The organism is Streptomyces lacaronensis (genome assembly GCF_047337785.1).
Classification (GTDB): Bacteria; Actinomycetota; Actinomycetes; order Streptomycetales; family Streptomycetaceae; genus Streptomyces; species Streptomyces lycopersici.
In genome coordinates, this window is record NZ_JBLHDK010000003.1 from 10799970 (window position 1) to 10820064 (window position 20095).

The 20095-nt window shown below is 70.4% G+C and carries 17 protein-coding genes and 3 pseudogenes; 8 read left to right on the top strand and 12 right to left on the bottom strand.

What is annotated here, in order from left to right; genetic code table 11:
• Positions 1-187 precede the first annotated feature (187 nt).
• On the top strand, positions 188-925 hold the full coding sequence (locus ACMTAK_RS46815; RefSeq protein WP_413811798.1) for a class I SAM-dependent methyltransferase: 738 nt from the start codon (positions 188-190) through the stop codon (positions 923-925).
• 166 nt (positions 926-1091) lie between these two features.
• Here ACMTAK_RS46815 and ACMTAK_RS46820 read toward each other — a convergent pair whose 3' ends face one another.
• Positions 1092-1838, bottom strand: a complete 747-nt coding sequence (locus ACMTAK_RS46820) for an SDR family NAD(P)-dependent oxidoreductase (RefSeq protein WP_413811799.1) — start codon at positions 1836-1838, stop codon at positions 1092-1094.
• Positions 1835-2152: a hypothetical protein gene (locus ACMTAK_RS46825; protein WP_044579669.1), complete on the bottom strand. Its 318-nt coding sequence runs from the start codon at positions 2150-2152 to the stop codon at positions 1835-1837. Before ACMTAK_RS46825 ends, ACMTAK_RS46820 begins: the two co-directional genes overlap by 4 nt.
• 70 nt (positions 2153-2222) lie before the next feature.
• On the opposite strand from ACMTAK_RS46825, the gene ACMTAK_RS46830 reads away from it, so the two are divergent.
• Positions 2223-3122: a LysR family transcriptional regulator gene (locus ACMTAK_RS46830; RefSeq protein WP_413811800.1), complete on the top strand. Its 900-nt coding sequence runs from the start codon at positions 2223-2225 to the stop codon at positions 3120-3122.
• Positions 3123-3158: 36 nt separating this feature from the next.
• On the top strand, positions 3159-4013 hold the full coding sequence (locus ACMTAK_RS46835; RefSeq protein ID WP_413811801.1) for a hypothetical protein: 855 nt from the start codon (positions 3159-3161) through the stop codon (positions 4011-4013).
• A 40-nt stretch (positions 4014-4053) separates the two neighbouring features.
• Here the strand turns inward: ACMTAK_RS46835 and ACMTAK_RS46840 are convergent, their stop codons facing one another.
• Together ACMTAK_RS46840 and ACMTAK_RS46845 are read right to left on the bottom strand one after the other, a co-directional pair.
• Positions 4054-4329, bottom strand: coding sequence for a hypothetical protein (locus tag ACMTAK_RS46840; protein WP_413811802.1), 276 nt, complete (start codon positions 4327-4329; stop codon positions 4054-4056).
• Between the two features lie 24 nt (positions 4330-4353).
• Positions 4354-5937 carry a glycoside hydrolase family 43 protein gene (locus ACMTAK_RS46845; RefSeq protein WP_413813206.1) on the bottom strand — a complete coding sequence of 528 codons (1584 nt, stop codon included), beginning with the start codon at positions 5935-5937 and terminating at the stop codon, positions 4354-4356.
• 390 nt (positions 5938-6327) lie between these two features.
• Here ACMTAK_RS46845 and ACMTAK_RS46850 point away from each other — a divergent pair.
• Positions 6328-7389, top strand: a pseudogene (locus tag ACMTAK_RS46850) (pectate lyase family protein); the annotation flags it as partial.
• Positions 7390-7408: 19 nt separating this feature from the next.
• Here the strand turns inward: ACMTAK_RS46850 and ACMTAK_RS46855 are convergent.
• Positions 7409-8617, bottom strand: a complete 1209-nt coding sequence (locus ACMTAK_RS46855; protein WP_413813207.1) for an FAD-dependent monooxygenase — start codon at positions 8615-8617, stop codon at positions 7409-7411.
• 153 nt (positions 8618-8770) lie between these two features.
• On the opposite strand from ACMTAK_RS46855, the gene ACMTAK_RS46860 reads away from it, so the two are divergent.
• Positions 8771-9283 carry a MarR family winged helix-turn-helix transcriptional regulator gene (locus tag ACMTAK_RS46860; RefSeq protein WP_413811803.1) on the top strand — a complete coding sequence of 171 codons (513 nt, stop codon included), beginning with the start codon at positions 8771-8773 and terminating at the stop codon, positions 9281-9283.
• Positions 9284-9401: 118 nt separating this feature from the next.
• Here ACMTAK_RS46860 and ACMTAK_RS46865 read toward each other — a convergent pair whose 3' ends face one another.
• Both ACMTAK_RS46865 and ACMTAK_RS46870 read right to left on the bottom strand, forming a co-directional pair.
• The gene (locus ACMTAK_RS46865) at positions 9402-9905 is read right to left on the bottom strand and encodes an aromatic-ring hydroxylase C-terminal domain-containing protein (RefSeq protein ID WP_413811804.1); all 504 of its coding nucleotides are present in this window, start codon (positions 9903-9905) and stop codon (positions 9402-9404) included.
• 122 nt (positions 9906-10027) lie between these two features.
• A pseudogene (locus ACMTAK_RS46870) lies at positions 10028-11002 on the bottom strand (FAD-dependent monooxygenase); the annotation flags it as partial.
• A 78-nt stretch (positions 11003-11080) separates the two neighbouring features.
• Here ACMTAK_RS46870 and ACMTAK_RS46875 point away from each other — a divergent pair.
• Positions 11081-11254 (top strand): annotated as a pseudogene (locus ACMTAK_RS46875) (TetR/AcrR family transcriptional regulator C-terminal domain-containing protein); the annotation flags it as partial.
• Between the two features lie 281 nt (positions 11255-11535).
• Here the strand turns inward: ACMTAK_RS46875 and ACMTAK_RS46880 are convergent.
• The 5 genes from ACMTAK_RS46880 to ACMTAK_RS46900 all read right to left on the bottom strand — a co-directional run bounded on the left by ACMTAK_RS46880 (position 11536) and on the right by ACMTAK_RS46900 (position 16333).
• On the bottom strand, positions 11536-12009 hold the full coding sequence (locus ACMTAK_RS46880; RefSeq protein ID WP_413811805.1) for an SRPBCC family protein: 474 nt from the start codon (positions 12007-12009) through the stop codon (positions 11536-11538).
• Between the two features lie 165 nt (positions 12010-12174).
• Positions 12175-12921 carry a succinate dehydrogenase/fumarate reductase iron-sulfur subunit gene (locus ACMTAK_RS46885; RefSeq protein WP_413811806.1) on the bottom strand — a complete coding sequence of 249 codons (747 nt, stop codon included), beginning with the start codon at positions 12919-12921 and terminating at the stop codon, positions 12175-12177.
• Complete coding sequence (locus ACMTAK_RS46890) at positions 12918-14885, bottom strand: fumarate reductase/succinate dehydrogenase flavoprotein subunit (RefSeq protein WP_413811807.1); 1968 nt, start codon at positions 14883-14885, stop codon at positions 12918-12920. Before ACMTAK_RS46890 ends, ACMTAK_RS46885 begins: the two co-directional genes overlap by 4 nt.
• Before the next feature lie 2 nt (positions 14886-14887).
• Positions 14888-15616, bottom strand: coding sequence for a succinate dehydrogenase (locus tag ACMTAK_RS46895; protein ID WP_413811808.1), 729 nt, complete (start codon positions 15614-15616; stop codon positions 14888-14890).
• A 135-nt stretch (positions 15617-15751) separates the two neighbouring features.
• Positions 15752-16333: a TetR/AcrR family transcriptional regulator gene (locus ACMTAK_RS46900; protein WP_413811809.1), complete on the bottom strand. Its 582-nt coding sequence runs from the start codon at positions 16331-16333 to the stop codon at positions 15752-15754.
• 214 nt (positions 16334-16547) lie between these two features.
• Here ACMTAK_RS46900 and ACMTAK_RS46905 point away from each other — a divergent pair, with 214 nt between their 5' ends.
• Positions 16548-18374, top strand: coding sequence for a flavin-containing monooxygenase (locus tag ACMTAK_RS46905; protein WP_413811810.1), 1827 nt, complete (start codon positions 16548-16550; stop codon positions 18372-18374).
• Between the two features lie 35 nt (positions 18375-18409).
• Positions 18410-20017 (top strand): hypothetical protein, encoded by a 1608-nt coding sequence (locus tag ACMTAK_RS46910; RefSeq protein ID WP_413811811.1) that lies wholly within the window; start codon positions 18410-18412, stop codon positions 20015-20017.
• Positions 20018-20095 lie beyond the last annotated feature (78 nt).

A 20095-nucleotide genomic window follows, 5' to 3' on the forward strand; every position in this document is an offset into this window, starting at 1 on the left:
CCTCGCCGGTGCGGCGGTGGTGCCACATCGCGACGTCGGTCGAGGGGCATCGTGCGGCTCCTGTCGGTGGGGTGCCGAGGAAGACGGGTGGTGCCTGACGTCGTTGTCGCGCATCACGGCACGCCACCGCCGCGCTGTCCACAAGTTCGACAGGCCGACTGCCCCGGTGGGCTCTATGCTGAGCGCGATGTCCGCACCTCAGGGCCAGGGCCCCACCTTCCGTGCACTCGTCGTCCAGGCGCTGTCCTCCGTCGAGCGCGGCTACGATCTGCTGTCCCCGAAGTTCGACCACACCGGGTACCGGACATCGGCCTCGGTGCTGGACTCCGTGACCGGCGTCCTGCGCCCGCTCGGGCCCTTCGGCAGTGGCCTCGACGTGTGCTGCGGAACCGGTGCGGGCATGGGTGTGCTGCGCCAGGTGTGCCGGGAGCGGATCACCGGCGTCGACTTCAGCGCGGGCATGCTGGCCGTGGGCCGGGCTCGGGCGCGGGCGGTGCCGGACACCCCGCGCACGGACTGGGTACGCGCCGACGCGCGCAGCCTCCCGTTCGGGCCGGTCTTCGACCTGGCGGTGAGCTTCGGGGCGTTCGGCCATTTCCTGCCGCGCGAGCGGCCCGGGCTCTTCGCCCAGGTCCACTCCGTACTCCGCCCGGGCGGCCGGTTCGCCTTCCCGATCGTGGCACCGGCCCGCCCGGGGTCCCGGCCCTACTGGTCGCTCCTGGCGTTCGACACCGCGATGCGGGTGCGCAACGCGGTGTGGCGGCCGCCCTTTGTGATGTACTACCGGACCTTTCGGCTCGGGGATGTGTGGAAGGAGCTGATCGGGGCCGGGTTCGAGGTCGAACTGCGCCCGCTGGAGGACCTCGGCCGCCGGGCGGACGGCAGCCCGCGCTGCCGGTTGGTGGTGGCCACCCGGCCGGTGTGAGCGGGCCGCACGCCACGGAGCCGTCGCCCGACATGACGTCCCCGCCGTGCGGGAGCCGTCGTCCGGCGCGACGTCCCCGCCGTGCGGGAGCCGTTGCCCGGCGCGACGTCCATGCCCTGCGCGGCGCGCGGGAACGCCTCGGTGGCCATGTGCTCCTCGGCCACTCCTATGCCCGCCGCCCGCCGTCGACCGACAGCGCGATCCCGGTGACGTAGGACGCGGCGTCCGAGCAGAGCCAGACCGCCGCGGCCGCGGCCTCCTGAGGGGTGGCCAGTCGGCCGAGCGGTGTGATCGCCTCCTGCATGGCGAGCATGTCGGTGCCCTCCGCCACCCTCTCGAGCCCGGGAGTGCGGGTCGGGCCGGGGCACACGGCGTTGACCCGGATGTCGCGCGGCGCGTAGTCGACCGCGGCGACCTTGGTGAGCCCGACGATGCCGTGCTTGGCGGCCACGTAGGCGGGAGCGGACGGGATCGCGTACAGGCCGCCGTTGGAGGCGATGTTGACGATCGCGCCGCCGCCTTCGAGCAGTGGCAGCTCGTACTTCATGCACAGGAAGGTGCCGGCCAGGTTGACGTGGACCACGCGCTCGAACTCGTCCAGGGGCATCCGGTCGAGCTGCCGGTGGTGCGAGGCCAGACCGGCGTTGTTCACGGCGAAATCGAGTCCACCGTAGGCCGCGACCGTGCGCTCGACGGCCGCCCGCACGGAGTGTTCGTCGGCGATGTCGACGGCGCCGGACAGCGCTTCCCCGCCGTCCTTCCTGATCATTTCGGTGGTCTCGGCCGCCGTGCTCTCGTCGATGTCGAGCACGGCGACCGCGGCGCCGGACCGGGCGAACTCCAGCGCCGTCGCGCGGCCGATCCCACTGCCGGCGCCGGTGACCAGACCCACCTTCCGGGTCATGTCGCTCATACCAGCGGCTCGTGGTTCGCCCAGGCGACCTTGTACGGGTGCCGCGACTGCCAGTGCTCGATGACCTCGTGCATACCGGGCGCGGTGAACGCCTTTGCCAGCGCCTCGGTGTCGGCCACGGCCACCTGCACGATCGCGGTCGCGATCAGCGCCGGAATGGCCTCCTCGCCGGGGATGGGAAGGTGGCGCCGGGTCACCACCGACCGTACAAGACCGGAGTCGAGCATGACTCGTTCGATGTCCGTAAGGTATTGGTCGAGTTCGGTCTCGTGAGGCGGCTGATCGAAGGAGACGATCATCGTGTGGTAGATCATGCCTCGATTCTTGGGGTCGTACGCCGCCGGTGTCCAAGACCGGTTCGGAATCCGGCGATAACCTGGAGGCATGATCGAACTGGAGACCCGCGAGCTCGAGTACTTCCTGGCGGTCGCCGACGAACTGCACTTCGGCCGGGCCGCCGTCCGGCTCTCGATCGCCCAGCCGGCGCTGTCGAAGGCGATCCGGCGGATCGAGACCCGGCTCGGTGTCCCGCTGTTCCTCCGCTCCAGCCGGCGCGTCGAGCTCACCCCGGCCGGGGAAGCGTTGCGGGAACACGGGCGGCATGCGCTCAACGCGGTCGGCGCCGCCGTCCGGAACGCCCGGCGCGCCGGGGACACCCAGGCCCATCTGCGGCTCGTGATCAAGCCCGGTGGCGACGCCGGTCTGCTGTCCGGGATCCTGGCCGGGTACGCCCACCAGCCCGACGCCCGCCGGGTGGACATCCTGTTCAGCGGCCCCGCCGACCGCTCCGACTTCCTGCGCGACGGCCGGGCCGATGTCGGCCTGCTCTACGCGCCGTTCGACGATCTCGACGGCCTGGCCCACGAGACGCTGCACACCGAGGACCGCGTGGTCATCGTCCCGTCAGGGCACCGACTGGCCGGGCGCGCCGCGGTACACCTGTCCGATCTGGAGGGCGAGACGCTGCCGCGCTGGAAAGGGGTCCCCGGAGGCGACGGCACCGGGCCCGAGGTCGCCGACGTGGTCCAGATGCTCCACATGATCACGGTGAGCCGGATGATCGGGGTGCTGCCCCGCTCGTTGGTCGAACCGGCCCCGGACGGCCTGGTCTGCGTCCCGGTGACCGACGCGCCGCCCAGCCGCCTCGTGCTCGCCTGGAACGAGCAGGACCGCCGGCCGCTGGTCGCGTCGTTCGTGGCCGCCGCGCTCACCGCTCAGGTCCGTTCCGATGCTCCCCGAGGGTCACACACGACGGCAACCGATGCGGTGGTGGCGGCGACCTGAGGCTGACAACCTGTCAGCTATCCAAGGGAGTTCACAGTGCGCTCATTCCTCGCGCGCCTGGCCACCGTGCTGGCCGCCTTGGCCGCGCTGGTCGCCGCGCCCGGTGTCGCGACGGCCGCCCCGTCGCGGGTCGCCGACGACTGGAACCCGCCCGCGAACCTCGTACAGCCGCTGGGCGAGGTGTGGAACCATGTCGAGTCGACCTATCCGGATCTCTACGGCTTCCGCAACTACGGCTGGGACCAGGTCATGGCCAACAGGGGAAGCGTCAACTACTGCGTCCGCTGGGAGTCCGACGCCCCGGTCAGCGCCGCACTGCGTGACCAGATCCACGCCGCGCTGAAGAAGCAGTTCGCCAAGTGGACGGCGGCGATGGTGGAGAACGGCAAGGGTCACAACGCCTGGCCGTACACCAACGTCCCGGTCAACATCGTCGGCTGGGCGGTGAAGAACCGCTCGACGCTCCAGTGGACCGACAATTCGGTCGACATCTACGCCGGAAACCTCGACGGCGACGGCGCCCCGCAGTGTTCCCCCCACTGCGGCCGCTTCTTCCACCAGGACGGCGACTACTCGCGCTGCCCCGGCGGTGCGGCCCGCCACTATGACCAGTCGCTGTGGCTGACCAAGGGGTTCCAGGGCGGGGCCGGTGGCGACTGGGGCCAGCGCGTGGGACAGGAGTACTTCACCGGTGCGCTGAATCAGGAGAACATCCACATCTATCTGCATGAAGTCGGCCACACCTTCGGCCTCGACGACTTCTACGACTGGACCCCGACCGGCCAGTGCTGCTTCCTCATGAATGCGGGCAGCGCCACGCAGATCACGGAGTTCGACAAGTGGATGCTCCGTGACTTCTGGCGCCATCTGAAGAGCCGCTACGGCCTCTGAGCGCTTCCCCTGCCCGGCTGGGCAGGGGAAGTCGGCCCGCTCAGAGATCGCATTCGCCGCGCCAGGTGAGGCTGGTGATGGTGGCGTGGTCACCGATGGTCAACTTGTAGTCACCGGGGCCGGGGTTGAAGTGGAGGCACCTGTCGTACGTCCGTCCGTTGAAGACCCAGGTGGCCTGGATGTGATCGTGGCCCGGCTGACGGGTGCCGTTGTTGAAGATCGTGCTGCCGACGATGCTGGTCTGGTGGGAGCCCCTCCAGTCGCCGGTCGTCTTGATCACGGCCGGACCGTCGGTGCCCGTGTTGCTGTCGAACACGCAGACGTTCCCTGAAGGGCAGTCCTACGAGGAAATCGGACCCACCCGGAACCAGCCGAACTCCGCCGCACCGCCCGTGCCACTGGCCCCCATGCCACCTGTGCCACTGGCCGCCACGCCACCCGCGCCGCCCGTCGCCGGACCGGTGGCGAAGAGCCCCAGCGTCGCCCCGATCCACTTGCCCGCCGTCGCCGGGAACGGCGCCCCGAGCGGTGTGAACCCCCGTCCGTCCACGTCGGCCGCGAACTGGCACACCGCACCCGGCCGCACACTCACCCGGAGCCGTACGGCCGGACGCCCCCTCCGCAGTGGCACCGGCGTGACGGCGTCCACCTCGGTGGCGTCCTGCGCCGCGGTGCGGCATACGAGGACGATCCGGTCACCGTCGTGGCGCAGGCCCACCCAGGCGTAGGTCTCGCCCAGGACCACCAGCCCGGCCCGGGACCCCGCCGTCGCGGTGGACAGTTTCATCGAAGTCGTCGCGGTGAACGACTCGGCGGGCAGCCGCTGTCCCAGCACATTGGGCAGCAGCCGGAGGTCATGGGCGACCGGGCTCGGACGGCAGACCAGCGCGAGCCGACTCGGGAGGCGGCGCAGTGACCACCACGCCGGATCGGCGTTCGCCTGCCACATCCACTGCTTCCCCAACTCCGCCCCGGTGAAGTCGTCGCTGGTGGCCGGTGCGGTCACCTCCGTCCGCCCGTTGACCCGCGGCTTGGTGTGCACCAGTACCGGCGCGCCCCGGCCGCTGCCGTCGTCGGTGCCCATCACCGGCCAGCCGTCCGCGCGCCACCGCATCGGCTGGAGGTGTACCACCCGTCCGTAGGCCCCGCGGTCCTGGAAGTGCAGGAACCAGTCCTCGCCGCCCTCGGTGGTCACCCATGCGCCCTGGTGCGGCCCGTTGACGGGGGTGTCGCCCTGGGCGAGCACGATGCGGTCCTCGTACGGGCCCCAGATGGAGCGGGAGCGGAACGCCGACTGCCAGCCGTTGGTGACGCCTCCGGCCGGGGCGAAGATCCAGTACCAGCCGTCCCGCTTGTAGAGCTTCGGGCCCTCCAGTGTGGTGTAGCCGGGGAGGTCATCGCCGTTGATCACGATCCGGCCCTCGTCGAGCAGAGCGGTCCCGTCCGGGCTCATACGGTGCAGGGTGAGCCGGTTGTTGACGCCGCTGCGGCTCTTCGCCCACGCGTGGACCAGATACGCCTGCCCGTCGTCGTCCCACAGCGGACACGGGTCGATCAGCCCCTTGCCCGGCTTGACCGGACGCGGTGTGCTCCACGGTCCTCGCGGGTCGGTGGCGGTCACCACGAAGATCCCGAAGTCGGGATCGGGATAGAAGATCCAGAACTTGCCGTCGTGATGGCGCAGCGCCGGGGCCCACACCCCTTCGCCATGCCTGGGCTCGCTGAAGTGGTCCTTGGGCGGCAACTCGGTCAGGGCGTGTCCGATGACGGTCCAGTTGACCAGGTCGGCCGACCGCAGCACGGGCAGTCCTGGAACGCGGTTGAAGGTGGAGGCCACCAGATAGAAATACGGGCCCACCCGGATCGCGTCGGGGTCGGACCAGTCGGCGTTGAGCACCGGGTTCTGATACCGGCCGTCGCCCAGGTCGGCCACCCACGGCAGGTCCGCCCGGGTCGACTCCGGCTCGCCTCGCGTCACCGCGCCACCTGCCCCAAGTGGCCCGTCGGGCCGTGGTGTTGCCGAGGCCGGGGTGGCGCCGCCGATGGCGCCGAGCACCGTCGATCCGGCGACCGCGCCGAGGCCGGTCCGTAGCACCTGCCTGCGACCGTGTTCGCTCACTGTTCCCTCCGGGGCGGCTCATGGGTGTGGTGCGTCCGTCGGTAAGCGCTTGCTGGCGGAGTCTGTCAGCGCGTCGTGGCGTGGGCAAGACGGTGAGAATCCGCCACCGGACGTTTGGCCCGCCCCGGCAACCTCCTGGTGCGCGGTGGCGACAGTCGCACGGCAGGAGTCGTCGAGCAGTGGGAGTGAGGGACCATGGAAGCCGAACGTCGAGGGGTGGGGCGCGGTGGGCGCCGTGTGCTCGGGGCGGCCGTCGGGGCTCTGGCCTTGGCCGGGGCGGTCGCCCTGCCGGGGCAGGGGGCGTTCGCCGAGGGCGGGCGGGGAATGGCCGCCGCGTCCTGGAAAGCCGATGTCGCCGACGGTTTCGCGTCGGTGGACGCGCTGGGGCAGAACGGTACGTACGGGGGCCGGGACGGCCGTACGGTCACCGTGCGCACGCTCGCCGATCTCGAGAAGTACGCGACCGCGCCCGAGCCGTACGTCATCGTCGTGGCCGCGGCGATCACCATGGACCCCAAGGGCAAGGAGATCAAGGTCGCCTCGGACAAGACGATCGTGGGCTCGGGCACGTCGGGCCAGATCGTGGGCGGTGGGTTCTTCCTGGGCCAGGGCGTGCACAACGTCATCCTCAGGAATCTGACGATCCGCGACTCCTACGAGGGCACCTGGAACGACAAGGAGCACGACTGGGACGCCATCCAGATGGACGGCGCCCACCATGTGTGGATCGATCACAACGATCTGCGGCATATGGCCGACGGGCTGATCGACAGCCGTAAGGACACCACTTACCTCACGGTGTCCTGGAACCGGCTCCAGCAGAACAACAAGAGCTTCGGAATCGGCTGGACGGAGAACACCACGGCCGACATCACGATCCACCACAACTGGTTCCGCGAGAGCGAGCAGCGCAACCCGTCCGCCGACAACATCGCCCACGCACATCTCTACAACAACTACCTGCAAGACGACCCCGGCACGGACATCAACTCCTCCTACGGCAACTACGCCCGGGGGAATACCAGAATGGTGCTGGAGAACAGCTACTTCCAGGGCTTCGAGAACCCCGTCATCAAGGACGCCACCGCCACCCTGGTCCAGCGCGGCAACGTCTTCGTCAACACCTCCGGCCGCAACGAGAGCGGTGGCACCGCGTTCGACCCGAAGGCGTACTACTCCTACTCCCTCGACCCCGCCGACCGGGTGCCGTCCATCGTGAGCTCCGGCTCGGGCCCCACCTCGGCCATCGGCGCCACCGGCTGACGCGGCGCCGTCCTCACGGGGTGTCGGAGCCGTCGTAGCCGGGGAGGGCCAGCGCCGAATGCACGTCCCGGCCGGAGCTGGCGCTGCCGAGCACGGCGGACGGCTCGCGCAGCGCCTCGTTGCGCCGGGCCAGGTCCTCGGCGGTGCGAGGGGAAATGCCGGCGCTTCCTTCACCGGCGAGGGCCTGGTTCCGCTCGGCGAACGACCGCAGGGTGCGCTCGTACCCCTCGAAGGCGTCGTCGTGGTGGGCGTGTGCGGCCAGTTCACCGGCGAGGACGTACGCGCCGACCAGCGCCAGACTCGAGCCCTGGCCGGAGAAGAACGACGGCGCGTAGGCGGCGTCGCCGACCAGGGCGACCCGGCCCGTGGACCACCGTGGCATATGGATCTGGCTGACCACGTCGAAGAAGAGGTCGTCGCTGTCGCGCATGGCGGCGACCATGCGCGGGACCTCCCATCCGTATCCGGAGAACACCTCGGCCACGAGGCCGCGCTGGGCGGTGGGGTCGCGGAAGGCGTCGAAGGGCGGTTCGGGGCGCAGGAAGCTGAGGAAGGCGTGGACCCGGTCGTCGTCGCGGGGCGCGTAGAGGACGGCGGTCCGGCCCGGGACGTTCCAGGTGAGCCCCTCGTGCGCGAGCCCCAGGTGGTTGGGCATGGTGAACCCGGCGAAGCAGTGGTCGAGGTAGCGGTGGTAACCCTCCTCGGGGCCGAAGGCCAGGCTCCTGGTGTGCGAGTGGATGCCATCGGCGCCGATGACCAGGTCGAAGGTGCGCCGGGCGCCGCCGCGGAAGGCCACGTCCACCCCGCCGTCGTGGTCGTGGAGGGTGGCGATGGAGTCGTTGAAGAGGATCTCTACGTCGTCGCGGATGGCGCCGTAGAGGATCTCGGCCAGCTCTCCGCGCGGGATTTCGAGGTCATGGCCCTCCTCGCCGCCGGAGATGGCCTCGGGCCGGAGTGCGGCTATCGGATCGCCTCGCTCGTCGAGGAAGGCGATCCGGCGGATGCCGACGTGGGCGTCCCGGAGCCGGGGGAGCACCCCCATCCGCCGGACGACCTCGACCGCGGTGCCGCGGATGTCGATGGGGTAGCCGCCACCGCGCAGCGCGGCCGCCTTCTCGACGAGGGTGACCGCGAAGCCGTACCGGCGGAGCCAGTAGGCCAGCGCGGGACCGGCGATGCTGGCGCCGGAGACCAGGACCGTACGCCGCGGCGTGATGTTCATGGCGCCCATGGGCGCTCCTCTCCGGCCCTCCCACGGGGAGGGCCCGGTCGCATACCTAACTCAGGTATCCTTTTTCATGGCGTGAAAAGCCCCGGAAGTGCGGGGTCGATGAGAAGACTATATACCTAACTTAGGTAGATGTGGAGGCCGGTCATGACCGCCGAGGGACCGGAGGCCGGGCAGGGCGGCGACGGTGAACACGACCTGCTGGCCATGCTGCCCCGTCTGACGCAGTTCAGCAGTGCCGTGAGCCGGGGCCGGGTGACCGAGCGCGCCATGGAGGCCGCCGGCGTATCCGTGGACCGCCCCGCGATGTCGGTGCTGGTCGCCCTGCATGTGGCGGGCACCCCACTGCGCGTGGGGGAGATCGCCGCGCGGATGCAGGTCGTCGGGCCCCATGTGACCCGGCAAATCAACGAGTTGGCGCGGCGGGGGCTGGTCCACCGGGTCACCGATCCGGACGACCAGCGCGCCCGGCTCATCGAGCCGACCGCCGAGGGAGCGGCCGCGACCGACCGCTATATGCGGACCGTCCTCGGATGGTTCAGCGACGCCCTCGCCGCCTGGAGCCCCCACGACCGCGAGGTCTTCGGCCGCCTGCTCGCGCGCTTCGTCGACGACCTCACCGCCCACCTGGACTCCTTCGACGACGATCGGGCCGTCTGAGCTGACCGGGGCGGTCTGCGCTGCCCGCACGGTCTGGGGTCCTTCTGACGGATCTCCGCGGCGTCGCGACGCGCGGTACGCCCTCTCGCCCCACCGCGCGAAAACCCAAGTAGCTCCGCTACGAGGGTTCCGCGCGGCACGCCGAGAGCACGCTCCCCCAGCTACCGCTGGGAGGTGCCCCCTGACGCCGCTCCTTCTTCCACGGAGATCCGTCAGAAGGACCCTGGGCGAAAGGAGGCAGGGCAGGGCGCAGGTAGGCGTCGATGGCCGCCTGATCGTGAGTGCGGAGGGCGATGTGCCCGTCGGGGCGGACCAGGACGCACTCGCCCTCGGTGGCGGCGTACGCCCGCCGGGCGAGGCCGCCGGTGTCGGTGATCTCGCCGCCGACCTCGCCGTCGATGGTCACGGCGCGGACCGCGGGGTGCGGTGGCCGGGGCCGTACCCCGAATCCGTAGAGGGTCCGGTGCCCGCCGCGCCGCAGGTCGAACAGCCGCACCCGCCGCCCGTCGGCCCGGTGGCAGGGAGCGTCGGGTGCGCGGTCCCCGGCGGTCGGCCCCTCCGCCCCGGCGGGCCCGGCGGGGGCGAGCGGCCCACCACGGTAGGTGTGGCCCATCCGCAGCATCCGCTCGGTGTCCTCTCGCCGTGCTCGCCGATGCCCTGTCCCATGAGGCGGGAGGACAGCCCGAGTACGGCCGCCGCCACCGGAAGCCGCTCGGCCTGGTAGGTGTCCAGGAGGGACTCGTCGGCGCCGTGGAGCACGGCGGCCGGCTTCCAGCCGATGTTGACGGCGTCCTGGACACCGGTGTTCATGCCCTGGCCGCCGGCGGGGGAGCGGACGTGTGCGGCGTCCCCGGCGAGGAAGACCCGGCCCACGCGGTAGCGGTCGACCATACGGACGTTCAGCCGCCGGCGCGAGAGTCATGTCGCCTCGCGCAGCCGCACCGCGTCCGGCCCGATCAACGTGTCCACGAGTCGCTGGAAGGTCTCCAGGGTCGGGGCGCCGGTGTCGCCGGGGGCGACGGGTGCCTGGATCTGGAAGGTGTCGATGGCCGGCAGCGGGCACAGCGCGACCGAACCGCCCTGAGGGCCCTGCCAGATGTGCCAGTGGTCGCGGTCCAGGCCGTCCAGCCGGACATCGCCGAGCAGCATCCGCTCGTCCTCGTCGGTCTCGCCGAGGAACGCGACACCCAGCAGACGCCGGACCGCCCCGGAGCCGCCGTCGGCGCCGATCACATAACGGGCCGTGGCGCGCCCACCGTCGGCGGACACCACCTCGACATGGCCGGTGTGCCGCACCAGATCGGCGACCGGGCTGTTCCACTCCACCGTGGTGCCCAACTGCTCCAGGCGCTCGCGCAGGGTCTCCTCCACTCGCCACTGCGGGATCAGCAGGGTGCGCGCGTACGGACTGTCGGGCGTCGGCTCGGCGCCGCCACTGAGGTCCACGTCCCGGAAGGTGCCGTCGGCGTCGTGGAATCGGACCGGCATGCGGAACCGGCCGAGGGTGATCAGGCGCCCCGCCACCCCGAGGCTGTCCAGGACTTCCAGGCTGCGTGGTTGGAGACCCTTTCCGCGCGAGCCGGTGAAGGGGGCCGCCGCCCTGTTGACGACGCGGACTCTGACGCGGCGTCGGGCGAGTTCGCAGGCGGCGGTGAGCCCGGTCGGACCGGCGCCGACGACCAGCACATCACAGTCGGCGGCGGGGACGGTGGTGTCCATGGTGGCGCTCCAGATGTGGGGACGGCGCGGGGGCGCGGAGGCCGACCTCTCACCGAAGCGGCCCACCGGATCCGCCAGGTGACCCTGCGCCACCCCTGGCTGGCCCGACACGCTCTCGACGCCGAGGACTTCGGGCCGGGCACGCTGGCGATGACGGAGTCCACCCTGGCCCTTCTGGACGGCCACGGACTGGACACCGGCGACATGCTCGACGCCTGGCGGACCCTCCTCGCGTTCGTCCAGGGGCATGCCTTCGCCGAGGCCCGCCGGCACGAGGCCCGCCGGCACGAGGCCCGCCGGGCCGGCACGAGGCCCGACAGCGCCGAGCCGACGAGAGCGGGACCGGCGCGCCCAGGCCGTCGTTCCTGGACAAGGCCGCCGAGAGCGGCGAGTACCCGCTCTCCACGCGCGCCCTGCGGGAGGCCCCCCGGCCCACCGATCCGCGGGACGCCTTCGACCGCCGCCTGGGCCATGTGCTCGACGGCCTGGCCCAGGCGTTCTTCGAGCGCGACCGGCGGTAGCCCCGGGTCCTCTTACCGAGGCGCCCCGCCCGTCTCGACGAGCTCGGCCAGCTTGTCCAGGGCCATGCGCTGCCCCAGCTCGTTGTCGGAGGCCGGAACCGCGTCGGGGATCCCCTCGTGCAGGAGGTGGACGTCGGTACCGCCGCCCTCCGCGTCGGCGAGCGTGGTCGTCATCGTCATCGTGGAGCGCAGGGCGGGGTCCGCGGTCTCGAACTCGAGCACCTCGACCACCTGCTCATCCGGCACCAGCCGGGTGAAGCGGCCGTGGTACGTGTCCGTATGGCCGCCCGACTTGCCGGTGCTCGCCGGGTCGTCGTAGACGAGGGAGACACGGAAGGTGCCCCCTTCGCGGGGGTCGAACTCATGCACCCGGCTGGTCATGCCCTCGGGCACCCGCCAGGCCGCGATGGCGCTCGCGTCGAGGAGCGCCCGGTAGACGGCGGAGCGCGGAGCGTTCACCCGCCGGGAGAGTCGCATGGTGTACATGGGCTCAACCTAGCGGCCCGGTGGCGGGTATGTGATCCGATGGCACCGGAGCCACCGCACGGATGTACGGGCGGCGGCGGAGGTCTAGCGTCCGGAAAGACCTCCGCCGCCGGGACACCCCATCCACGGAGCGTTGTCGAGGGGTGCCGTTCTGGGGGAGCGGGGTCAGCGCTTGACCTTGCGGGTCGCCCGCAGCCACTCCTTGTTCATCGCGGTGATGGAGAACAGCGGGATGCCCTTGGGGCAGGCCGTGGCGCACTCACCGGTGAGGGTGCAGCCGCCGAAGCCCTCGGCGTCCATCTGGGCCACCATGTCCAGCACCCGGGTCTCCCGCTCCGGGGAGCCCTGGGGCAGCACATTGAGATGGTTGACCTTGGCCGAGGTGAACAGCATCGCCGCGCCGTTGGGGCAGGCCGCCACGCAGGCGCCGCAGCCGATGCACTCGGCGTGCTCGAACGCGTAGTCCGCGTCCGCCTTGGGCACCGGAGTGGCGTGTGCCTCGGGCGCGGATCCGGTCGGGGCGGTGATGTAGCCACCGGCCTGGATCACCCGGTCGAACGCGGAGCGGTCCACCACCAGGTCCTTGATGACCGGGAAGGCGGAGGCGCGCCACGGCTCGATGTCGATGGTGTCGCCGTCCTGGAAGGACCGCATGTGGAGCTGGCAGGTGGTGGTGCGCTCCGGACCGTGGGCGTCACCGTTGATCACCAGGCTGCAGGCACCGCAGATGCCCTCACGGCAGTCGTGGTCGAAGGCCACCGGCTCATCGCCCTTGACGATGAGCTCCTCGTTGAGGACGTCGAGCATCTCCAGGAAGGACATGTCCTGGGAGACGCCGTCGAGCTCGTAGGTGGCCATGGCACCGGGGGTGTCGGGGTTCTTCTGGCGCCAGACGCGCAGGGTGAGCTTCATGCGTAGCTCCGCTGAGTGGGATGGACGTACTCGAAGGTCAGCTGCTCCTTGTGGAGCACGGGGGCGGCGCCGGTGTCGGTGAACTCCCAGGCCGCGGCGTAGGAGAACTCCTCGTCCACGCGGGCCGCCTCACCGTCGGGGGTCTGGGACTCCTCGCGGAAGTGGCCACCGCAGGACTCGGCCCGGTGCAGGGCGTCCAGGCACATCAGCTCGGCCAGCTCCAGATAGTCCACGATCCGGTTGGCCTTCTCCAGCGACTGGTTGAACTCCTCACCGGTGCCCGGCACCTTGAGCCGCCGCCAGAACTCCTCACGGATCTGCGGGATGCGGTCCAGCGCCTTGCGCAGCCCCTCGTCGGTGCGGGCCATACCGCAGAACTCCCAGACCAGCTCGCCGATCTCACGGTGGAAGGAGTCGGGGGTGCGGTCGCCGTCCACGGCCAGCAGCCTGGCCAGCCGGTCCTCGGTCTCCCGCACGGCCTCGACGGCCGCCGGGTGCGAGGCGTCGACCTCGTCCTTGTGCGGGTTCCGGGCCAGATAGTCGTTGATGGTCGAGGGCAGGACGAAGTAGCCGTCGGCCAGGCCCTGCATCAGCGCGGAGGCGCCGAGCCGGTTGGCGCCGTGGTCGGAGAAGTTGGCCTCGCCGATCGCGAACAGCCCCGGCACGGTGGTCTGCAGGTCGTAGTCGACCCACAGCCCGCCCATCGTGTAGTGGATCGCGGGGTAGATGCGCATCGGCACCTCGTACGGGTTCTCCGCCGTGATCCGCTCGTACATGTCGAAGAGGTTGCCGTACTTCTCCTCGACCGCCTTGCGCCCCATCCGGGCGATGGCGTCGGCGAAGTCCAGATAGACGCCCTGGCCACCGGGGCCGACGCCACGGCCCTCGTCGCAGACGTTCTTCGCGGCGCGGGAGGCGATGTCGCGCGGCACCAGATTGCCGAACGACGGATAGATCCGCTCCAGATAGTAGTCGCGCTCGTCCTCGGGGATCTCGGCGGGCGGACGGGTGTCGCCCTTCGCCTTGGGCACCCAGATCCGGCCGTCGTTGCGCAGCGACTCGCTCATCAGGGTCAGCTTGGACTGGTGGTCCCCGGAGCGCGGAATGCAGGTCGGGTGGATCTGGGTGAAGCAGGGGTTGGCGAAGTACGCGCCGCGCCGGTGCGCCCGCCAGATGGCGGTCGCGTTGGAGTTCATGGCGTTCGTCGACAGATAGAACACGTTGCCGTAGCCGCCGCTGGCCAGCACCACCGCGTCGGCGAAGTATGTGGAGATCCGGCCGGTCACCAGGTCGCGGGCGACGATGCCACGCGCCCGCCCGTCGACCACGATCAGATCCAGCATCTCGGTGCGGGCGTGCATCTCCACATTGCCCGCCGCGATCTGGCGGGACAGCGCCTGGTAGGCGCCGAGCAGCAACTGCTGGCCCGTCTGGCCGCGGGCGTAGAAGGTGCGGGAGACCTGCACACCGCCGAAGGAGCGGGTGTCCAGCAGACCGCCGTACTCGCGGGCGAAGGGCACGCCCTGGGCCACACACTGGTCGATGATCTCCACCGAGATCTGCGCCAGGCGGTGGACATTGGACTCGCGGGCGCGGAAGTCGCCGCCCTTGACGGTGTCGTAGAACAGCCGGTGGATCGAGTCGCCGTCGTTGCGGTAGTTCTTCGCCGCGTTGATCCCGCCCTGGGCGGCGATGGAGTGGGCCCGGCGCGGCGAGTCCTGGTAGCAGAACTGGACCACGTGGTAGCCCTGCTCGGCCAGGGTGGCGCCGGCGGCGCCACCGGCCAGCCCGGTGCCCACCACGATGATGGTGTGCTTGCGGCGGTTGGCGGGGTTGACCAGCTTGGCCTCGAAGCGGCGGGTGTCCCAGCGCTCGTTGACCGGCCCGGAGGGGGCCTGCTCGTCCTGGATCGGCTCGCCGACGGTGTAGTCGGTGTATTCGCTGTACTCGCTGTACGAGGTCATGGTCAGCTCACCACTCCGGTCATGACACCGACGGGTATGGAGATGAACCCGGCGGTGAGAACGATGGCCAGGGCGTTGGCGATGGCCTTGAGGGCGCGGTCACGGCTGTGGTTGCCCGCGCCGAGGGTCTGCGCGGCGCTCCAGAAGCCGTGCCGGACGTGCATGCCCATGGCCAGCATCGCCACGATGTAGATGACGTTCCCGTACCAGGTGGAGAAGGTGTCCACCACGTTCTGGTACGGATGGCCCTCCTGGAACCCGCCGGAGTGCGTGGTGCCGGTGGTGAGGTCCAGAACGTGCCAGACGATGAACAGGCCCAGGATCACCCCGCCCCAGCGCATGGTCCGGGTGGCATAGCTCATCCGTGGCTTGGTGTGGACGTACTTCTGCGGGCGGGCCTTGATGTCCCGTCGGCTCAGCTGGTAGGCCGACACGGCGTGCAGGACCACCGCGGCCAGAAGGACGATCCGGGCGATCCACAGACCCCACTCATGGTGCAGAACGGGGGCTCCCATGACACGCAGCCAGTGTCCGTACGCGTTGAACTCCCCGGGGCCGAAGAAGATCTTCATGTTCCCGAGCAGGTGGACGCAGAGGTAGCCGATCATGATCAGACCGGTCGCGCCCATGACGATCTTCTTGCCGAGGGTCGATTGCCAGAAATTGAGCGCCATGGACGGCCGCCGCTCCGCCCGCGTCGGACGCTGCTCCGGCCGCGTTGTCAATGCCATGAACACGACGGTAGAACCCGGCGGGTCAAAAGAGCCAAGATATGATTCTGATCATCTCGATAGGCGATGCCTATCGAGGGCCGCTCAGATCCGGCCACGCTTGACATTGTCGTCCACGCGGCCGGGGAAAACCGGTCAGCGGAAGCCCTCGCGGGTGATGGCGAGCGCCTGCCGGAGGAGGTCCACGACGTCGCGCTCGCGGCGTTCGAGAGCCGTCTGTCCGACGACGCGGAAGGCGGCGAGGAGGGTCGCGGCGAGGATCTGGGCCCGCAGGGGCGTGTCCGGTCCGGCGGGCAGGCGCTCCTCGACGGCCACGGAGAGATCGCGTTCGGCGGCGGCGTAGGTGGCGACCAGCTCGGGCAGCAGCGCCGGGTGCAGACGCAGGGTCCGGTAGCGCTCCTCCTGCTCCGGGTCGGCCGCGAACTCGGTGGAGTGCTGCTCGGCGGCGCCGATGACCGCCGCCGTCAGGGATTCCCGCGCCGGGCGGGCGCGGATGAGCTCGACCAGCCGGACCGTACGTGCCCGGTCGTGGTGCAGCAGCGCCTGCTCCTTGCTGGCGAAGTAGTTGGAGAAGGTGCGCCGGGAGACGGCGGCGGCATCGGCGATGGCCTCCACCGTGAGGCTCTCGACGCCGTGCTCGGCGGCGAGGAGTACGGCGGCGTCGTGCAGTGACTGGCGGGTCGCCGCCTTCTTGCGCTCACGCAGGCCGGTAGTCATCGCCGATGAGCATACGGGAGAAGGCTGATTCTTTCCCATTGGGAAATCTTGCACAGTGGGAATGTTTCTGTGAGGCTGAGCCCGCGCCGCCGATCAGTCGCCGGCCGGTCGGCCGCGGCTGGTCAGGCGCCGACCGATCAGCCACCGGTCAACGCCACCCGGATGGCATCCGAGCCCCGCACACCTTCCGACGCCAGAGGCCCGAGGACCCCCTATGCCCACCCCCCAACGCCCGCCCACCGCCACCACCTCCATGGACACCGAGGAGCTGGGATTCGACCCGGACGCCCTGCGGGCGAAGTACCGGGCCGAGCGCGACCGCCGGATCCGCCCCGACGGCAACAAGCAATACCGGCGCATCGCCGGGGAGTTCGGCTCGTACGCCCAGGACCCTTATGTGGAGCCGGGGTTCACCCGGGAGCCGCTGCACGACCGGGTCGAGGTGCTGATCATCGGGGGCGGGTTCGGCGGTCTGCTCGCCGGAGCGCGGCTGCGGCAGGCCGGTGTGCGCGAGATCCGCGTGATCGAGCAGGGCGGCGACTTCGGCGGTACCTGGTACTGGAACCGCTACCCGGGTGTCCAGTGCGATATCGAGTCCTACGTCTATATGCCCCTGCTCGAGGAGGTCGGTTACGTACCACGGTGGCGCTACGCACCCGGTGAGGAGATCAGACAGCACGCACGGGCGATCGGGCGCCACTTCGACCTCTACCGCGATGTCTGCTTCCAGACCCAGGTGACCGAACTCCACTGGGACGACACCGAGTTGGAGTGGACCGTGCACACCGACCGGGACGACCGCATCCGGGCGCGCTATGTGATCATCTCCAGTGGAACACTCAGCCGGGCGAAACTCCCCGGCATCCCCGGGATCGAGACCTTCCAGGGGCATACGTTCCACACGAGCCGCTGGGACTACGACTACACCGGCGGTGACGCGAGCGGCGGTCTGCACAAACTGGCCGACAAGCGCGTGGCCCTCATCGGCACCGGCGCGACCGCCATCCAGGCCGTGCCACATCTGGGGCGCGACGCCGAGCAGCTGTATGTGTTCCAGCGCACTCCGTCCTCGGTCGATGTGCGCGGCAACCGCCCCACCGACGAGGGCTGGGCCGCGTCGCTCACGCCCGGCTGGCAGCGCCGCCGCAGGGACAACTTCCTCGCCGTCGTCACCGGTGGTCAGGCGGACGAGGACCTGGTGGACGACGGCTGGACGAGCACCGCCCGGCTACAGCAGAAGCTCATCCCGACCGACAGCTACGCGGCCCTCCCGCCCCAGGAGCGCGAACGCCTCTACGAACTCGCCGACTTCCAGAAGATGAACGGAATCCGCGACCGAGTGGACTCCATCGTCGAGAACACGGCGACGGCCGAGGCCCTCAAGCCCTGGTACCGCTATATGTGCAAACGCCCCACGTTCAGCGACACCTATCTGGACACCTTCAACCGGCCCAATGTCACACTGGTGGACACGGCCGACCACGGGGGAGTCGAGCGCATCACCGAGAAGGCGGTCGTGGTCGGCGGGGTCGAGTACGAGGTCGACTGTGTCATCTTCGCCACCGGCTTCGAGGTCGGCGTCTCCGGAATCACCTCCGGACTCCTCCCGGTGCACGGACGGGGCGGTATCACCCTGACCGAAGCCTGGAGCGGTGGCCCGAAGACACTGCACGGCTTCTACAGCCACGGCTTCCCCAACCTCTTCCAGCTCGGCCCGCTGCAGAACGCCAGCTCCGTCAACTATGTGCACATCCTCGATGAGCAGGCCATTCATGTCGCCGAGGTGCTCGCCGAGGCGCGCAAGCGCGGGGCCCGGTATGTCGAGCCGACCGCCGAGGCCGAGGCGGCGTGGCGTGCCACGATCCGTGAGAAGGCGGCGGACCTGTACGCCTTCCATGCCGAGTGCACCCCCGGCTACTACAACAACGAGGGCATGCCGAGGGAGCGCAGCGAGTCCTTCGGCGACGGTCCGATCGCCTTCCACGAACTGCTCAGGCGCTGGCGCGCGGACGGCGGCATGGACGACGTCCTGGTCCCCTGACACCGATGTGTGCCACTTATACGGAAGGAGAGGCGATGCACCCCAGCCGGTTCGACAACACCGGCCGTACGCAGGTCACGAGCGATCGCATGGAGGTGCGGCGACTCACCCGGGCGAATCGGCTGTGGGGTTCCAACGGCGTCACCTTCGGCCCCGACGGGCGGCTGTACGTGGCGCAGTTCCTCGCCGGACAGATCAGCGCCGTGGACCCGGCCTCGGGTGACATCGAGGTGGTGGTGCCGCTCGACGGCCCGGTGGAGGCGCCGGACGACCTGGCCTTCGGGGCGGACGGCTCGATGTACATCGCCGATCTGACCCCCGGCCGGGTGTGGCGGCGCGGCTCCGAGGGCGAGTACACGCTCGTCTCCGACCAGGTGTCGGTGCCCAACGGCATCACCTGTGTCGGCGACCGCCTCTTCGTCAACGAGATGAAGATGAACGGCCGCCTGATGGAGCTGTTCCCGGACGGTGGCGACCCGGCGGTGCTGACCGACGGACTGGCCCTGGGCAACGCGATGCAACTCGGCCCGGACGGCTGTCTGTACTACCCGCAGATGATGCGCAACCAGGTCTGGCGGATCCCGCTTGACGGCGGGGTGCCCGAGCTGGTGGCCGAGGAGGTGGACGACCCGGTCGCGGTGCGGTTCGACCGTGGCGGCGTCCTCGTCGTCCTGTCCCGTGGCAGGGCCGGGGTGGTGACCCGTATCGATCAGAACACCGGGGCCCGGTCGGTCGTCGCCACCGGCGTCGTGGGACTGGACAACGCCGCGTTCGACCATGAGAACCGGATGTTCGTGTCCAGCTTCGCCAGTGGCGGGATCGCGGAGGTGCACACGGACGGCCGGACCCGGGTGGTGGTCCCGCAGGGGTTCGACGGGCCCTTCGGCATCACGGTCGACCTCGGTGGCACGGTGTACGCGGCCGATCACTTCCGGCTGGCGAGCCCGGATGCCACCGGCCACGACGGGCAGGAGCCCGGTGTCGTCACCCATGAGCTGATGTACGCCGTGCACAACGTCACCGCCGACGACGGCCTGCTGCACCTCACCTCACAACTCGGCGATGTGCGCACCCACGACCCCGTGGACAGGACCACCCGGGTGCGCGCGACCGGGCTGGACCAGCCCACCGGGATCGCCGTCGCACCGGACGGCTCCCTCGCGGTCGCCGAGACCGGTGCCGGCCGCATCCTGCGCATCGATGACACCGACACGGTCAGCGTGCTCGCCGAGGGGCTCGACCACCCTTTGGACATCGCCTTCGACGGCCGAGGGCGCTGCTATGTCAGCGACGACCGGCGCGGCGCGGTGCTCCGGCTGGAGGACGGCGGGGCGGTGGTCGTCGCGGACGGGCTCGGCGAACCGCAGGGGCTGGCCGTGCGCGGCGACGAGCTGTTCACGGTGGAGGTCGCGCACCGGCGGCTGCGGGCGATCTCGCTCGCCACGGGCGAGAGCAGGACCGACGCGGAGGACCTGGCGGTCGGCCTGCCGCCCGGGATCACTCGCACCGAACCCGAGCCGATTCCCGGAGTCCCCGGCCGCCCGCGCCAGTTCGCCGGGCTCGCCGTCGCACCGGACGGGGCCCTCCTCGTATCGGCCAACGGGGAGGGGAGTGTGCTGCGTCTGGACGCGCGTACCGAGTGAGCCCCCGCGGCTCCAGGATCCCATCCGGGGTGATTTTCCCTCCTTCGTGTGATCTTCCAGGTGCATGCCCCCATGTAC

What these genes read in the sequence shown, in the direction of transcription:
- ACMTAK_RS46815 (WP_413811798.1), top strand. Translation starts at nt 188, where the DNA reads ATGTCCGCACCTCAGGGCCAGGGCCCCACCTTCCGTGCACTCGTCGTC.
- ACMTAK_RS46910 (WP_413811811.1), top strand. Translation starts at nt 18,410, where the DNA reads ATGCACCCCAGCCGGTTCGACAACACCGGCCGTACGCAGGTCACGAGC.
- ACMTAK_RS46830 (WP_413811800.1), top strand. Translation starts at nt 2,223, where the DNA reads ATGATCGAACTGGAGACCCGCGAGCTCGAGTACTTCCTGGCGGTCGCC.
- ACMTAK_RS46855 (WP_413813207.1), bottom strand. Translation starts at nt 8,617, where the DNA reads ATGAACATCACGCCGCGGCGTACGGTCCTGGTCTCCGGCGCCAGCATC.
- ACMTAK_RS46900 (WP_413811809.1), bottom strand. Translation starts at nt 16,333, where the DNA reads ATGACTACCGGCCTGCGTGAGCGCAAGAAGGCGGCGACCCGCCAGTCA.
- ACMTAK_RS46865 (WP_413811804.1), bottom strand. Translation starts at nt 9,905, where the DNA reads ATGCTGCGGATGGGCCACACCTACCGTGGTGGGCCGCTCGCCCCCGCC.
- ACMTAK_RS46885 (WP_413811806.1), bottom strand. Translation starts at nt 12,921, where the DNA reads ATGAAGCTCACCCTGCGCGTCTGGCGCCAGAAGAACCCCGACACCCCC.
- ACMTAK_RS46880 (WP_413811805.1), bottom strand. Translation starts at nt 12,009, where the DNA reads ATGTACACCATGCGACTCTCCCGGCGGGTGAACGCTCCGCGCTCCGCC.
- ACMTAK_RS46820 (WP_413811799.1), bottom strand. Translation starts at nt 1,838, where the DNA reads ATGAGCGACATGACCCGGAAGGTGGGTCTGGTCACCGGCGCCGGCAGT.
- ACMTAK_RS46905 (WP_413811810.1), top strand. Translation starts at nt 16,548, where the DNA reads ATGCCCACCCCCCAACGCCCGCCCACCGCCACCACCTCCATGGACACC.
- ACMTAK_RS46890 (WP_413811807.1), bottom strand. Translation starts at nt 14,885, where the DNA reads ATGACCTCGTACAGCGAGTACAGCGAATACACCGACTACACCGTCGGC.
- ACMTAK_RS46895 (WP_413811808.1), bottom strand. Translation starts at nt 15,616, where the DNA reads ATGGCATTGACAACGCGGCCGGAGCAGCGTCCGACGCGGGCGGAGCGG.
- ACMTAK_RS46860 (WP_413811803.1), top strand. Translation starts at nt 8,771, where the DNA reads ATGACCGCCGAGGGACCGGAGGCCGGGCAGGGCGGCGACGGTGAACAC.
- ACMTAK_RS46825 (WP_044579669.1), bottom strand. Translation starts at nt 2,152, where the DNA reads ATGATCTACCACACGATGATCGTCTCCTTCGATCAGCCGCCTCACGAG.